The organism is Anaerosacchariphilus hominis, from assembly GCF_014290175.1.
GTDB lineage: Bacteria > Bacillota > Clostridia > Lachnospirales > Lachnospiraceae > Laedolimicola > Laedolimicola hominis.
Map to the genome: position 1 here is coordinate 187,729 of NZ_JACOOR010000004.1, position 15,058 is coordinate 202,786.

13 protein-coding genes and 1 other annotated feature are annotated in these 15,058 nt (G+C 52.1%); all 13 genes read left to right on the plus strand.

What is annotated here, in order from left to right; all coding sequences use genetic code 11:
- Window positions 1–35: 35 nt before the first annotated feature.
- The 13 genes from H8S44_RS08000 to H8S44_RS08060 all read left to right on the plus strand — a co-directional run bounded on the left by H8S44_RS08000 (window position 36) and on the right by H8S44_RS08060 (window position 15,047).
- Window positions 36–1,544 (plus strand): SpoIID/LytB domain-containing protein, encoded by a 1,509-nt coding sequence (locus tag H8S44_RS08000; RefSeq protein ID WP_186872020.1) that lies wholly within the window; start codon window positions 36–38, stop codon window positions 1,542–1,544.
- A gap of 87 nt (window positions 1,545–1,631) precedes the next feature.
- Window positions 1,632–2,534, plus strand: coding sequence for a YihY/virulence factor BrkB family protein (locus tag H8S44_RS08005; RefSeq protein WP_186872021.1), 903 nt, complete (start codon window positions 1,632–1,634; stop codon window positions 2,532–2,534).
- Window positions 2,535–2,573: 39 nt separating this feature from the next.
- Window positions 2,574–2,829 (plus strand) — a binding site (T-box leader).
- Window positions 2,830–2,944: 115 nt separating this feature from the next.
- Window positions 2,945–3,964 carry a phenylalanine--tRNA ligase subunit alpha gene (gene pheS / locus H8S44_RS08010; protein ID WP_186872022.1) on the plus strand — a complete coding sequence of 340 codons (1,020 nt, stop codon included), beginning with the start codon at window positions 2,945–2,947 and terminating at the stop codon, window positions 3,962–3,964.
- A gap of 162 nt (window positions 3,965–4,126) precedes the next feature.
- Complete coding sequence (pheT, locus tag H8S44_RS08015) at window positions 4,127–6,547, plus strand: phenylalanine--tRNA ligase subunit beta (RefSeq protein WP_186872023.1); 2,421 nt, start codon at window positions 4,127–4,129, stop codon at window positions 6,545–6,547.
- A gap of 211 nt (window positions 6,548–6,758) precedes the next feature.
- Window positions 6,759–7,796 carry an ABC transporter substrate-binding protein gene (locus tag H8S44_RS08020; protein WP_186872024.1) on the plus strand — a complete coding sequence of 346 codons (1,038 nt, stop codon included), beginning with the start codon at window positions 6,759–6,761 and terminating at the stop codon, window positions 7,794–7,796.
- A 140-nt stretch (window positions 7,797–7,936) separates the two neighbouring features.
- A complete protein-coding gene (locus H8S44_RS08025) occupies window positions 7,937–8,866 on the plus strand; it encodes an ABC transporter permease (protein ID WP_186872025.1) in 930 nt (309 codons plus the stop codon).
- Window positions 8,859–9,656 carry an ABC transporter ATP-binding protein gene (locus H8S44_RS08030; RefSeq protein ID WP_186872026.1) on the plus strand — a complete coding sequence of 266 codons (798 nt, stop codon included), beginning with the start codon at window positions 8,859–8,861 and terminating at the stop codon, window positions 9,654–9,656. Before H8S44_RS08025 ends, H8S44_RS08030 begins: the two co-directional genes overlap by 8 nt.
- Before the next feature lie 136 nt (window positions 9,657–9,792).
- On the plus strand, window positions 9,793–10,326 hold the full coding sequence (gene ilvN, locus H8S44_RS08035) for an acetolactate synthase small subunit (RefSeq protein WP_186872027.1): 534 nt from the start codon (window positions 9,793–9,795) through the stop codon (window positions 10,324–10,326).
- Window positions 10,286–11,455 carry a ketol-acid reductoisomerase gene (ilvC, locus tag H8S44_RS08040; protein WP_279288090.1) on the plus strand — a complete coding sequence of 390 codons (1,170 nt, stop codon included), beginning with the start codon at window positions 10,286–10,288 and terminating at the stop codon, window positions 11,453–11,455. The genes ilvN and ilvC overlap by 41 nt, the downstream gene beginning before the upstream one ends.
- 7 nt (window positions 11,456–11,462) lie before the next feature.
- Window positions 11,463–13,139: an ASKHA domain-containing protein gene (locus H8S44_RS08045; protein ID WP_186872028.1), complete on the plus strand. Its 1,677-nt coding sequence runs from the start codon at window positions 11,463–11,465 to the stop codon at window positions 13,137–13,139.
- Window positions 13,140–13,277: 138 nt separating this feature from the next.
- Window positions 13,278–13,454, plus strand: a complete 177-nt coding sequence (gene rpsU / locus H8S44_RS08050) for a 30S ribosomal protein S21 (RefSeq protein ID WP_004054229.1) — start codon at window positions 13,278–13,280, stop codon at window positions 13,452–13,454.
- 211 nt (window positions 13,455–13,665) lie between these two features.
- Window positions 13,666–13,986 (plus strand): ATPase, encoded by a 321-nt coding sequence (locus tag H8S44_RS08055; protein WP_186872029.1) that lies wholly within the window; start codon window positions 13,666–13,668, stop codon window positions 13,984–13,986.
- Between the two features lie 2 nt (window positions 13,987–13,988).
- Complete coding sequence (locus tag H8S44_RS08060) at window positions 13,989–15,047, plus strand: V-type ATPase subunit (RefSeq protein WP_186872030.1); 1,059 nt, start codon at window positions 13,989–13,991, stop codon at window positions 15,045–15,047.
- Window positions 15,048–15,058: the final 11 nt, after the last annotated feature.

Genomic DNA, 15,058 nt, shown 5'->3' on the forward strand with positions numbered 1-15,058 from the left:
AATAAACTGATAGAAAAGGCCGGGGAGGGACAGGATTGAGATGGGACTTGAAATGGGACAGGGTCCGGAGAGAAAAACGGAGTCAGGTTCTGGAGAAGACAGCGCTTCTGCTTCTGGGCTGCGTAATTCTCTGTATACAGGTACATGGAAGAGGGAGAGGAAAAGAAGAGGAACTTCCGGTATATCAAGAGGAAATAACGAAAGAGACAGATGAGACAGAGAAGATAAACAAGAGAGAAGATTCCTTGGAGGAGGAAGATATGGAGGCAGAAAATGCAGTTTTGAAAGAAGAACCGATCCGGGTTCTTTTGAAAACGGATGAATTCCGGGATATCCTGCATGAGAATGTGGAGTTGGAAGCGGCAGACGGAGAAGAACTGTCACTTCTGGGCGGCGAAGAAGGAAAGGTTCTGGAGACAGGAACCATCTTTTTGTTCAGCTGGGAGGACGGTGTGTTATACTTGAACGGGGAACCCCTGGCAGACTGGCCGGAGGTGATGACGGTGCAGGCCGGAGAACAGGGAATCCAGGCAGTTTCCCTGAACCGGAACTGCGGCCATCCGGTGTATCCGGGGCTTCTGGAAATCCGGCCTTCGGAGAAGGGATTTTATCTGATCAACGAGCTGCCGGTGGAGACCTATCTGAAGGGGGTGGTCCCCAGCGAAATGCCCTCGGGCTATCACAGCGAAGCTCTGAAGGCCCAGGCAGTCTGCGCCCGTACCTATGCTTATAAGGAGCAGAGCGCATACGGCTATCCTTTCTGCGAGGCTCATGTGGACGACAGCGTCCATTATCAGGTCTATGGAAATGTGGAACGGACAGAGGCCACAGACCGGGCCGTGGAGGAGACAGAGGGACAGGTACTGGTCTGGCAGGGAGAGCTGATTACGGCTTATTACTTTTCCACCTCCTGGGGAGCTGTGGGAAACCAGGAGGTCTGGAAGGATGGAGACAGGGAGATGACGCCCTATCTGACAGTTCATCAGGTAAAGGAGGGCGGGGAGACCGTGGATTTGAGCACGGAAAAGGCCTTTCGGAAGTTTCTGAAAAACCGGGAGGATACCTGGGAAGCAGAACTGGGGTGGTATCGCTGGGAACTGGAGGAGGATAATGAAAATCTGTCCGTTCATGTGAATCAGGCGGAAGCCATCGGAACGATACAGGGTATCGACGTGCTGGAGCGAAATCCGGGCGGCGCGGCAGTACGGCTTCGGATTCGTGGAAAAAAACAAAACCTGGAGATTGCAGGAGAGTATGAGATCCGGGAGCTCCTTGGCCTGCCGGGTGCAGAGATCCGGAAGCAGGACGGAACGGTATCCCGCTGCGGGAGTCTTCTTCCCAGCGCCTGCTTTCAGATCACGCCGCTGTTTGATAAAAAAGGAGAGCTGTCCGGCTGGAAGCTGCAGGGCGGCGGCTATGGCCACGGCGTGGGTATGAGCCAGAACGCGGCCAACGCCATGGGAAAGCAGGGAAAATCCTTTGAAGAAATTCTGGAGTTCTTTTATGCGGGTGCAGAATTGACGGGAATCGGTGGAATATGGTAAGATAATCTGTATGAGATAAGACGGGGAACGTCTGAGACAGAGACTGCGCGGGATAAAGGATAAAGGATAAAGGATGACGGGGGTACGATGAAGCTTCTGAAAAAATGCGTGAAATTAATCATGGGCTTTCTGAACGCCATGCAGGAGGACTGCGTGGCGGCGTATGCGGCACAGACCGCGTACTTTATTATGCTGTCCTTTTTCCCTTTTATCATTTTGCTGGTGACCCTGATCCAGTATACCTCCCTGACTCCCGAGAATATCTACCGGGTGGCCCAGGTGCTTTTTCCGCCCAGCATGGATACCTTTATTCAGGGGCTCATTGATGAAGTCTACAGCCGGACGGCGGTGACCATTTCCCTGTCCGCGATCATGACCGCCTGGTCCGCAGGCAAGGGCTTCATGGGGCTGATTCAGGGCATGAATATGATCTACAATGTGGAGGAGCGCAGAAACTACATCATCCTGCGTCTCCAGTCCGCTCTTTATACGGTGGTGTTTGTGGTGGCCATTATCCTGTCCCTGGTGGTGCTGGTCTTCGGTAATTCCCTGCACAAGGTGGCGGTGGAATACGCGCCCATTCTCACCTATGTGACGGAGATCATCCTGCGTCTCAAAGGCATAGTGGCCATCGGAATTCTGGCGGTGCTTTTTATGGTTCTGTACCGGTTTGTGCCGAACCGGAAGGTACGTCTGTTCCGGCAGGCGCCGGGAGCCCTGTTTTCCGCTGTGTGCTGGTATGTATTTTCCATCGTGTTCTCCCTGTATGTGGAGTATTCACCGGGCCTGATCAATATGTACGGCAGTCTGACCACGATTGTGCTGGTGATGCTGTGGCTGTACTTCTGTATGTACATTATTCTCATTGGCGCCGAGATCAATTCCTACTTCGAGGATCAGTTCCGCCGGGTGTCTTATTACAGACGGATGTTGAAGGAACAGAAGCGGGAACAGCAGCGGGAACAGCAGAATAAAACAGAAAATACTTGACAACCGCCGCTGGGCAGGTATAGAATAAATCTCGATATAACAAATGCGATGAAGGTGCACAGTAAAGCCTTTTCTTCTTTCAGAGAGAGACCGTCAGCGGCTGTAAGCGGTTTTAAGTTCAGAAAAGCGCCTGAAATTCACACCGGAGCAGCATTGCTGAAGAGCTTTGGTAGGCAGTGACGTAGCCTGCACGTTACGCAGAAGATGAGAGCCTGTCTGATAAATTCTGATAAATATAGAAAACAGAGTGACAGGAATCAGGGTGGTACCGCGGAATATATTGTCCGTCCCTACATTTTAGTAGGGACGGATTTTTTTGCGCGTTTGCATTGAGAAGGGCAGGCGGCTTTCCGAGACTGCCCTGGAGTACACGTCCCTAAAAAACCAATAATTCAGGAAAGGTGAGAAGAATGAAGGAAAAACTGCAGAAAATCCGGGAAAATGCCATTGCCCAGATTCGGGAAGCAAAGAATCTGAACACACTGAATGACGCCCGCGTGGCGATTCTCGGTAAAAAAGGTGAACTGACCAGCGTACTGAAGAGCATGAAGGATGTGGCTCCCGAGGACAGACCGAAGGTGGGCCAGCTGGTGAATGAGACCCGAGAGGAGATTGAAAAGGTCCTGGAAGAGGCCAAGGCAAAGATGGAGGCTATGGTTCGTGAGGAGAAGCTGAAAGCGGAGGTTATCGATGTAACCCTTCCGGCCAAGAAGAACAACGTAGGCCATCGTCATCCGAACACCATCGCTCTGGAAGAGGTGGAGCGTATCTTCATCGGTATGGGCTATGAGGTAGTAGAAGGCCCGGAGATCGAGTATGATCTTTATAATTTTGAAAAGCTGAACATCCCCGAGGGACATCCGGCCAAGGATGAGCAGGATACCTTCTATATTAATAAGAACATCGTACTGCGTACCCAGACTTCTCCGTGTCAGGCCCGTGTCATGGAACAGGGCAAGCTGCCCATCCGTATGATTGCGCCGGGACGTGTATTCCGTTCCGATGAGGTGGATGCGACCCATTCTCCGTCCTTCCATCAGATCGAGGGTCTGGTTGTAGATAAGAATATTACCTTTGCGGATCTGAAGGGTACTCTGGAAGAGTTCGCGAAGGAACTGTTCGGAGCAGAGACAAAGACAAAGTTCCGTCCTCATCATTTTCCGTTTACAGAGCCCAGTGCCGAGGTGGACGTGAGCTGCTTCAAGTGCGGCGGAAAGGGCTGCCGTTTCTGCAAGGGCAGCGGCTGGATCGAGATCCTGGGCTGCGGTATGGTACATCCCCACGTACTGGAGATGTGCGGCATCGATCCCAACGAGTACACCGGCTTTGCCTTTGGTGTAGGTCTGGAGAGAATTGCGCTCTTGAAATACGAGATTGATGATATGCGTCTGTTGTATGAGAACGATATTCGGTTCCTGAAACAGTTTTGATAGCAGTGAGCCGTGCACAGGAAGGCACAGGCATTTGCAGACAGATGTATCTGACTGCGGATGCATGGGACTTGCTGTATGGGGCGATAGCCCCAAGCGAGGGAAAACGAAGTTTTCTCGAGCGTAGCACGGGGAACGTTTGGAATAGAGAGGAGAATAAAAATGGATACATCTTTATCATGGATTAAAGCTTATGTGCCCGATCTGGATGTGACGGCCCAGGAATATACCGATGCGATGACGCTTTCCGGAACGAAGGTAGAGGGTTTTACCAGGCTGGATGCAGATCTGGAGAATATCATCATCGGACAGATTGTGAAGATTGAGCAGCACCCGGATGCGGACAAGCTGGTGATTTGCCAGGTCAATATCGGAGAGGCGGAGCCGATTCAGATCGTGACCGGTGCACCCAATGTAAAGGAAGGACAGAAGGTTCCGGTGGTCCTGGACGGCGGCCGTGTGGCTGGCGGACACGACGGTAAGATGACCCCGGGCGGAATTAAGATTAAGAAAGGTAAGCTTCGCGGCGTAGAGTCCAACGGCATGATGTGCTCCATCGAGGAGCTGGGTCAGACCCGTGAAATGTACCCGGAGGCTCCGGAGTACGGCATCTACATCTTCCCGGACGACGCAGTGGTAGGCGAGAGCGCCATCCATGCACTGGGACTGGACGATGTGGTATTTGAGTACGAGATTACCTCCAACCGTGTGGACTGCTACAGCGTCATCGGTATCGCCCGCGAGGCGGCAGCTACCTTCCGTAAGAAGTTCGTACCTCCTGTTGTGACCGTAAAGGGATCCGGCGGAGACGTGAATGATTATATTAAAGTAGATGTAAAGGATGCAGATCTCTGCCCCCGTTATTGCGCAAGAGTCGTAAAGAACATCAAGCTGGCTCCATCACCCAAGTGGATGCAGCGCAGACTGGCTGTCAACGGTATCCGTCCCATTAATAATATTGTTGATATCACCAACTATGTCATGGAAGAGTATGGCCAGCCCATGCACGCTTACGACCTGGATACTATCGCCGGTCATCAGATTCTGGTGCGCCGGGCCGAGGAAGACGAGAAGTTCGTTACCCTGGACGGTCAGGAGCGGACCATGGATGAAAATGTGCTGATGATCTGCGACGGCGAGAAGGCTGTGGGCATCGCGGGTATCATGGGCGGAGAGAACTCCATGATCACCGATAATGTAAAGACTATGCTCTTTGAGGCTGCCTGCTTCGATGGCGTGAACATCCGTCTTTCCGCAAAGCGTATCGGCCTTCGTACGGACGCTTCCGGTAAGTTCGAGAAGGGTCTGGATCCGAATAACGCGCAGGCGGCTATCGATCGTGCCTGCCAGCTCATCGAGGAGCTGGGCGCTGGTGAAGTAGTAGACGGCATGGTAGATGTATACAACGGCAAGAGTGAGCCCTCCAGAGTGACGTTTGACGCAGACAGGATCAACGCCCTGCTGGGAACAGATCTGACCAGGAAACAGATGCTGGATTACCTGAAGCTGGTAGAACTGGATTACGATGAGAAGACAAACGAGATCGTAGCGCCCACCTTCCGTCAGGATATTCACCGCCTGGCAGATGTGGCTGAAGAGGTAGCGCGTTTCTTTGGATATGATAATATTCCGACCACTCTTCCGAGAGGAGAGGCGACCACCGGCAAGCTTCCGTTCAAGCTTCGTGTGGAGGCTGTGGCAAGAGATATCGCGGAGTTCTGCGGATTCTCTCAGGGCATGACCTATTCCTTCGAGAGCCCGAAGGTATTTGACAAGCTGCTTCTGAGTGTCGATGATCCCATGCGCCAGGCCATTAAGATCTCCAACCCGCTGGGCGAGGACTTCAGCATCATGCGTACCACATCCATGAACGGCATGCTGACCTCACTGGCTACCAACTACAACCGCAGAAATAAAAATGTACGTCTCTATGAGCTGGGCAATATTTATATCGCAAAAGAACTGCCGCTTAACGAACTTCCGGATGAGCGCATGCAGTTTACATTGGGTATGTATGGCGACGGCGATTTCTATAACATGAAGGGCGTGGTCGAGGAGTTCTTTGAAAAACTGGGCATGCGCGACCGCGTACACTATGATCCGAAGGCCGGTAAAAACTATCTGCATCCGGGCCGTCAGGCAAATATCTATTACGATGGCAGGCTGATGGGATATCTGGGTGAGGTTCATCCGGTGGTTGCCGACAATTACGGCATCGGCGAGCGCGCTTATGTGGCTGTCCTGGATATGCCGGCAGTGACCGAGGTGGCGACTTTCGATCGCAAGTACGAAGGTATAGCCAAATTCCCGGCTGTCACACGTGATATTTCCATGGTGATCCCGAAGGATGTGCTGGCAGGCCAGATCGAGGAAGTCATCGAGCAGAAGGGCGGAAGTCATCTGGAGAGCTTCAAGCTGTTCGATATCTACGAGGGAAGCCAGATTAAGGAAGGCTACAAGTCTGTGGCTTACTCTATCGTATTCCGCGGCAAGGACAAGACCCTTGAGGAAGGCGACATTTCCGCGGCTATGAAGCGGATTCTGAAGGGGCTGGAGGGCCTGAAGGCGGAGCTTCGCCAGTAAATGAAATCACGTTCCCTAACGGACAGACAGACCGCCATGCTTTCGGGCAGAAGGCGGTCTGTTTTGACATCAAGGAAAAATAAAAAAGCGATTGACAAATTGTATCCTCGGGTATACAATAAAACAAGTGATGCGGCACTTTAATACGCCAAAGCGCTGTGGCGTCGAAGCGTCAGTGTTGCAAAATGGAGGATATACAGGAGGATTTACTATGAAAAAGTTACTTGCATTAGCACTGACAGGAGCTATGACCCTGTCCCTGGCAGCATGCGGAGGAAAAGCTGATACTACAACAGCAGCAGATACCGCGGCTGAGACCACAGAAACCACCGATACAGCAGACGCGGCTTCCGCAGACGGAGAGACCTACACCGTAGGTATCTGCCAGCTGGTACAGCACGACGCGCTGGACGCAGCCACACAGGGCTTCAAGGACGCCATCGTAGAAGCGCTTGGTGAAGAGAACGTCACCTTCGAGGAGCAGAACGCTTCTGGAGATTCCGCTACCTGCGCTACCATCATCAACCAGCTTGTATCTGACAATGTAGACCTGATTCTTGCAAATGCCACACCGGCTCTGCAGGCAGCAGCACAGGGAACCGATACTATTCCGGTACTGGGAACTGCGGTAACTGAGTACGGCGTAGCCCTTGACATTGATAACTTTGACGGTCTGGTAGGAACCAACGTATCCGGTACCTCCGACCTGGCTCCGCTTGACCAGCAGGCAGCCATGCTGAATGAGCTGTTCCCGGAGGCAAAGAACGTGGGACTTCTGTACTGCTCCGCTGAGGCGAACTCTCAGTATCAGGTAGACACTGTACAGGCAGCTCTGGAGGAGCTGGGCTACACCTGCAAGCAGTACTCTTTCTCTGATTCCAACGACCTTTCTTCTGTGGCAACCACAGCGGCAAGCGAGAGCGATGTCATCTATGTACCCACTGACAACGCAGTGGCATCCAATACCGAGATCGTCCGCAACATCTGTGAGCCGGAGAAGGTTCCGGTAATCGCAGGCGAGGAAGGCATCTGCGCAGGCTGCGGCGTAGCGACTCTTTCTATCAGCTACTATGACCTGGGTGTAGCTACCGGTAAGATGGCAGTGAAGATTCTGACCGGCGAAGCAAACGTATCCGAGATGCCCATCGAGTACGCACCGGAGTTCACAAAGAAATACAATCCTGAGCTGGCAGAGGCCATGGGCGTAACCATTCCGGATGATTATGTGGCAATCGAAGCAGCAGAGTAAGCGCTTCTGATAAATAAACCAACGAATTTAAGAAAGCGGATAAAAAGGACTTCCCTTTTTATCCGCTTTTTGCTATAATATTGAAAGCTTTACGCAATTTTGCGTAATTTTGTGCAAGTACAAAGCAGGAGGAAGTAAAAGTGGATGTTTTAAAGTTTTTCAATGCCCTGCCGGGCCCCTGTGCCCAGGGACTGATCTGGGGCATTATGGCAATCGGTGTGTACATCACCTATAAGGTACTGGATCTGGCAGACCTGACCGTGGACGGAACCATGGCCACCGGCGGCGCGGTCTGCATTATGATGATGCAGAGCGGCCATTCGGTATGGGTTTCTCTGTTTGTAGCATTCCTGGCAGGTATGGCAGCTGGACTGGTAACCGGACTGTTTCATACAGCCATGGGGATCCCGGCGATTCTGGCAGGTATCCTGACCCAGCTTGGCCTCTACTCCGTGAACCTTCGTATCATGGGTGAGAAAGCGAACCAGGCACTGGCCTTCGGTAAATACGACCAGATCGTATCCCTTCGCTGGGTAAAGGGGGTTCCCTTCTATCAGAATACGAACTTCGTGGCAGGTTTGTTTGTATTGGTGATCATCGCCGTTCTGTACTGGTTCTTCGGCACCGAGCTTGGCTGTTCCATTCGTGCCACCGGTAACAACGAGAACATGTCCAGAGCCCAGGGCATCAATACCAACACCAGCAAAATCATCGGCCTGATGATTTCCAATGGTATTGTGGCACTGTCCAGTGGACTGTATGCCCAGTATAATGGGTTTGCGGATGTCAACGCAGGCCGCGGCGCCATCGTTATCGGACTGGCAGCCGTTATCATCGGAAACGTTATCTTTGGAAAAATCAGCCGGAACTTCGGCTTTAAACTCTTTACAGTAGTGCTTGGCGCTATCATTTACTGGATTGTATATCAGCTGGTTATCATGGCAGGTCTGAACGCCAACGACATGAAGCTGATCTCCGCTCTGGTAGTGGCCGTATTCCTGGCTATCCCGTACCTGAAGGGCAAATATTTTGCAAAACCGGTAAAAAAGGGAGGTGCGGCAAATGCTTAGAGTAGAAAATGTATGGAAGACCTTTAACGCAGGCACCGTCAATGAGAAGACCGCTCTGGCAGGCCTGAACCTGCATCTGAACGAGGGCGACTTCGTCACCGTCATCGGCGGCAACGGAGCAGGAAAGTCCACCATGCTGAACGCAGTGGCAGGCGTATGGCCCGTGGACAAGGGAAAAATCTCCATTGACAGTGTAGATGTGACAAAGCTGCCGGAGCACAAACGCGCTGCTTATCTGGGACGTGTATTCCAGGATCCCATGACCGGTACCGCGGCAGGCATGCAGATCGAGGAAAATCTGGCCCTGGCAGCCAGAAGAGGGGCCAAGCGTTTCTTAAAGCCCGGTATCACCCAGAAGGAGCGGGAGTATTATAAAGAGCGCCTGGCAAGTCTGGGCCTGGGTCTCGAAGATCGTCTGACCAGCAAGGTTGGCCTTCTGTCCGGTGGACAGAGACAGGCTTTAACCCTTTTGATGGCTACGTTAAAAAAACCGCGTCTGCTGCTTCTGGATGAGCATACAGCAGCCCTGGATCCGAAGACTGCAGCCAAGGTTCTGGACGCCACAGACCGCATTGTCGGAGAGGATAACCTGACCACTTTGATGATCACTCACAATATGAAGGACGCTATCGCCCATGGCAACCGTCTGATTATGATGTATGAAGGCCATGTGATCTACGATGTGGCGGGCGAGGAGAAGAAAAACCTGAAGGTATCCGACCTGCTGGCCAAATTCGAGGAGGTCAGCGGCGGCGAGTTCGCCAACGACCGGATGATGCTGACCAACTAGGCAAAGCAGAAAACGAAGATTCCCTGTTGAAGTGGTTGACAACGGGTGTCGAACTTGGTAGAATCAAGAGAAAGATTTGACTGCGCGGACAGCACAACTGTCCGCGCAGCGAACACTTAAAAGGGAAGGGAAAGCTATGAAACGAGTTGTATTTTCTATTCTGGTCGATAATACCTCAGGTGTGTTAAGCCGTATCGCAGGCCTGTTCAGCCGCCGTGGTTACAATATCGACAGCCTGACGGTTGGCGTAACCGCCGATCCCCGTTATTCCCGTGCTACCGTAGTAGCCAAGGGCGACGAGATTATTATGCAGCAGATTGAGAACCAGTTGAATAAGCTGGTAGACGTGATTGATATCAAGCGCCTGGAGCCCGAAACTTCTATCTGCCGCGAGCTGATTATGATTAAGCTGAAGGTCAGTGAGGAGAACCGCCAGTCCCTCATCGCAGTAGCCAATATTTTCCGTGCGAAGATCGTGGACGTGGCCAAGGAATCCCTGGTCATCGAGCTGACCGGCAACCAGTCCAAGGTGGACGCCTTTATCGACCTGTTAAGCGGATATGAGATTCTGGAGCTGGCGAGAACCGGCATTACCGGTCTGTCCAGAGGTACCTTCGATGTGAAGATGTATGACGAGGACGGTCAGCTTATGGATTACGATTTCAGCTAATCCGAAAGGACTTATTTACGATACTTCAGGTGACTACATTACCGGCTGCGGGCCGGATGCTGCCGCCTCAAGCATAAATTATTTACATAAAGTAAAATGGAGGAATGAAAAAATGGCAAAGATCTATTATCAGGAAGACTGCAATCTGTCTCTGCTGGATGGAAAGACCATCGCAGTAATCGGATACGGCAGCCAGGGACATGCACAGGCACTGAACGCAAAGGAGTCCGGATGCCATGTCATTATCGGCCTTTATGAGGGAAGCAAATCCTGGAAGCGAGCTGAGGAGCAGGGATTTGAGGTTTATACAGCAGCAGAGGCTGCAAAGCGCGCAGACATTATCATGATCCTGATCAACGATGAGCTGCAGGCAGCTATGTATAAGAAGGATATCGAGCCGAACCTGGAAGAGGGCAACATGCTGATGTTCTCCCACGGCTTTAACATCCACTTTAATCAGATCGTACCGCCGAAGAACGTAGACGTTACCATGATCGCTCCGAAGGCGCCGGGCCACACCGTAAGAAGTGAGTATCAGGCCGGCAAGGGAACTCCCTGCCTGGTAGCGGTAGAGCAGGATGCCACAGGCAAGGCTCTGGAGTATGCACTGGCATACGGCCTGGCTATCGGCGGAGCAAGAGCCGGTATCCTGGAGACCACATTCAGAACCGAGACAGAGACAGACCTGTTTGGTGAGCAGGCAGTTCTGTGCGGCGGCGTTTGCGCCCTGATGCAGGCTGGTTTCGAAACTCTGGTAGAGGCTGGTTACGACCCGAGAAACGCTTATTTCGAGTGTATCCATGAGATGAAGCTGATTGTAGACCTGATCTACCAGTCCGGCTTCGAGGGAATGCGTTATTCCATCTCCAATACTGCAGAGTATGGTGATTACATTACCGGACCGAAGCTTATCACAGAGGAGACTAAGAAGACCATGAAGAAGATCCTGAAGGATATCCAGGACGGTACCTTCGCAAAGGACTTCCTGCTTGACATGTCTCCGGCAGGCGGACAGGCTCACTTCAAGGCTATGAGAAAGCTGGCTGCTGAGCATCCGTCAGAGAAGATTGGAAAGGAAATCCGTAAGCTGTACAGCTGGAATGGCCAGGACAAGCTGCTGGATAACTAATTAGAATATGAAGGAATGGAGCAGAAAAGTATATTTAGAGTTGCCCCGTCCCTGTGAGGAGGACCACAGATCCATGCAGAAGAGGCTTTTGGCTGCTCTGCGGGACTGTGGTTCTTTTTGCGCGGGCAATGAGCCAAAGTCCGAACTTGTTCGGGATGAGACAGATATCCGGATTCGCCCGGAGGTATTGAATAGCTGTCTGGAGGTCTGCGAGCAGGCAGATTGGCAGGTAACGGCTTCTCTTGGCTTCGACGGACGCATCTGGGAAATGCTGGATTTGGAGCCGGGCGACACCACAGCACAGCATTATGGCCTCTGCGCGGATCTGGGCAGCACAACGATTGTAATGGAGTTAATTAACCTGAACACGGGAGAGACGCTGGCATCGGAGAGCGTATTCAATCCGCAGATCGCCTACGGGGACGATATCCTGACCCGGATCTTTTATACCAAGGATCACCCGGAGCGGCGGCGGGAGCTTCAGGAGGCCACGGCGAAGGGCTTCCGAAAGCTTATGGAGCGGCTTTCGGAGAAAACGGGCGTGGATACCGGGAAGTGCAATATCCTGACCGTGGCGGGCAATACGACTATGATACATTTCCTGCTGGGTCTGGACGCCTTTGGAGTCTTTCAGTCGCCCTACGCAGTGCAGACCCTGGAGCCGGAGGTGTGCCGGGGCGCGGAGCTTGGAATCCCGATACAGGGCTTTGTATATATCTGCCCGGCCATGGAAAATTATCTGGGAGGCGATATCATCAGTGGCATGCTGGCCACCGGGCTTCCCGACCGGGAGGAGATCAGCGTCTTTCTGGACGTGGGAACCAACGGCGAGCTGGTGGTGGGCAACCGGGAATTCCTACTGGCAGGCGCAGGGGCGGCAGGCCCGGCCCTGGAGGGCGGCTCAGTCCGCACCGGCATGCGGGCAGAGAACGGTGCGGTGGACCGCGTAACCACAGAACATGGACAGCTGAAGGCACATGTGATTGGCGGGACGGAGGCGAAGGGTATCTGTGGATCCGGTATCGTGGATCTGCTGGCGGAGCTTTATCTGAACGGCTGGATCGACCTGCGGGGCAGATTTCAGGTGACGGAAACAGAGATAGAAGAGAGCGCAGGCGGCGGGGAAAAAGGACAGTCCCGGATTCCGGGGCTGACAAAGCAGCTTCTACGGGACGCGGCTTCTGAGAAAGACACCGAGTACGCCATCGAATACGCGCCGGGGCTTTATTTTTATCAGAGCGATATCGACGAATTTATCCGTACCAAGGCCGCTGCCATGACTATGGTGGAATATATGATGAATCTCATCGGTCTCACTATGGAGGATGTGGGCTGCTTCTACGTGGCCGGGGCTTTCGGCACCCACATCGACAAGGAGTCTGCGGTTACCATCGGCATGTACCCGGATATGGACCGGGACAAAATCATTTCCCCGGGAAATACATCCCTTAAGGGAGCAAAAAAGCTGCTGCTGGATCGAAGCCTGAAGGAGAAAGCAGAGACGATCATCGAGCGTATGCAGTATGTCCAGTTCGGCGCAGTGGAGGAATTTATTGAGCTCATGCGGGCGGCCCAGGCCATTCCCCACACGGATCTGCAACGGTTCCCATCCGTTTCGGCCCGTCTGGAGCAGAGACGAAAAAGCGATCCGAAAACAGATCCGAAAACAGATCCGAAAACATGAAAAAAAGTGTTGACAGGAATGGTTCAAACCACTATAATCTTATGTGTGCAAGGATACCTTTGCTGTAAGGAAAGGTAAAATACCCAGACAGTTGTCTAATGCACAATACGCAACTGGAGGGAGGTTAGGTGTGATACTATGTCGAATGTAATCGTAAAAGAGAACGAGACTTTAGATAGCGCTCTGCGTCGTTTTAAGAGAAACTGTGCTAAGGCAGGCATTCAGCAGGAGATTCGTAAGAGAGAGCATTACGAGAAGCCCAGCGTAAGACGCAAGAAGAAATCTGAAGCAGCTAGAAAGCGTAAATACAATTAATTGTGCATAAAATTCCTCGACGTTTGTCGGGGAATTTTTTCTCTAATGAGGGAAATTACACAAAAGTGCAGGAATTGTAAAATTACTACACATTTGTAGAAAAAAATCACAGGAAAATATACATTTTGGTCAAAATTACTATGGATTTTTTGCGAAAAAGAGTATAGTATAGTTTCGATTCAAAGACTATGACCAGACAGGAGGGATTTGCATGGAGCAGATGGAAACTGTGCTAAGCAGGCTTTCTGAGATCGAGGGCGCGGCAGTGGCCCTGGAAGAGAAGGCGGCGGAGCAGAAGAAGCAGATCGCGGCTGAATACGAGGCAAAGACACAGGCCTTTGATAAGGAGATTGACGCGCAGACAGCAGAGAAGCTGAAAGCTCTGAACGAGAAGCTCAGACTTTCCGCGGAAAACGAGCTTTTGAAAATGAAGCAGGACACAGAGCGGGAGCTGGCAGCTATGGATGCGGAGTACAGCCAGAACCATGAGAAGCTGGCAGCTGCGATTTTTAATAAGATGATAGGAGAATAGGCATGGGCGAACTGATGAAATACAGTGCCGTTGCCACAAAGATACGGGCCATGGAGAGTCGGCTTCTGGACGATGAAGATTTCGCGAAGCTGGCTGCCATGGAGAATATTCCGCAGGCGGTGGCCTATTTGAAAAAGATTCCGGCCTATGGAGCCCTGTTTCGGGGATACGATGAGATGGAGCTTCACCGGGGGCAGATTGAAAAGCTGCTGGTGGGTACGCTGTATTATGATTTCTCCAAGATCTACCGCTTCTGTGACAAGGACCAGAAGAAGGTCCTGAAGTTGTACTTCAGCAAGTTTGATATCGCGATTATCAAGCGTGCCTTCCGAAGAGTTTTTAACCACGGTGACCGTACCGCGGAAGAGAAGGAACTGCGGAGCATGGTACAGCGTTATACGGATGTGCCCCTGGAGCGGCTGGCCGAGGCCGGAACTGTGGCGGAGATCCTGGAGGCGCTGAAGGATACCCAGTATTATAAGGTGCTGCAGAAGCTGGATCATGCGGAGAGCGCAAGTCTCTTTGATTATGAAATGACACTGGATCTGTTTTATTTCTCCATGATATGGAAGCAGAACAGCAAGCTGACCAAGGGCACGGCCAGAAATCTTCTGACCAGAAGCCTGGGAAGCCAGATTGATCTGCTGAACATGATGTGGATCTACCGGGCGAAGAAGTACTATGAGATGCCGGAGGCATCTACTTACGCCCTGCTGATTCCGGTGACATATAAGCTTCATGACGACGATATCCGTGCCATGGTAGCAGCGGCAGACGAGAGAGCTCTGGAGGAAGCCATCCAGAAGACGTATTACGGCAGAAGGTTTCTAAAGCTGGACAGCCAGGAGCTGGAGACGGTGTACGACAGATTTCTGCGTAAGATTTACACCGAGGAGAAACGGCAGAACCCGTATTCTCTGGCGGTGATTACCGGTTACCTGTATGAAAAGGAACAGGAGCTGGATAAATTGACCACGGTTCTGGAGGGCGTCCGTTATGGACTGCCGGCCAGTGAGACGCTGAAATATGTGGAGCGGTCGAAAGACGGAAGCAACCAGTAGAGGAGGTAGTA

Bases quoted from the DNA above. Each gene is read 5' to 3' on its own strand.
- H8S44_RS08005 (WP_186872021.1), top strand. From the start codon at position 1,632: ATGAAGCTTCTGAAAAAATGCGTGAAATTAATCATGGGCTTTCTGAAC.
- pheS (WP_186872022.1), top strand. From the start codon at position 2,945: ATGAAGGAAAAACTGCAGAAAATCCGGGAAAATGCCATTGCCCAGATT.
- pheT (WP_186872023.1), top strand. From the start codon at position 4,127: ATGGATACATCTTTATCATGGATTAAAGCTTATGTGCCCGATCTGGAT.
- H8S44_RS08020 (WP_186872024.1), top strand. From the start codon at position 6,759: ATGAAAAAGTTACTTGCATTAGCACTGACAGGAGCTATGACCCTGTCC.
- H8S44_RS08030 (WP_186872026.1), top strand. From the start codon at position 8,859: ATGCTTAGAGTAGAAAATGTATGGAAGACCTTTAACGCAGGCACCGTC.
- ilvN (WP_186872027.1), top strand. From the start codon at position 9,793: ATGAAACGAGTTGTATTTTCTATTCTGGTCGATAATACCTCAGGTGTG.
- ilvC (WP_279288090.1), top strand. From the start codon at position 10,286: ATGACGAGGACGGTCAGCTTATGGATTACGATTTCAGCTAATCCGAAA.
- H8S44_RS08045 (WP_186872028.1), top strand. From the start codon at position 11,463: ATGAAGGAATGGAGCAGAAAAGTATATTTAGAGTTGCCCCGTCCCTGT.
- rpsU (WP_004054229.1), top strand. From the start codon at position 13,278: ATGTCGAATGTAATCGTAAAAGAGAACGAGACTTTAGATAGCGCTCTG.
- H8S44_RS08055 (WP_186872029.1), top strand. From the start codon at position 13,666: ATGGAGCAGATGGAAACTGTGCTAAGCAGGCTTTCTGAGATCGAGGGC.
- H8S44_RS08060 (WP_186872030.1), top strand. From the start codon at position 13,989: ATGGGCGAACTGATGAAATACAGTGCCGTTGCCACAAAGATACGGGCC.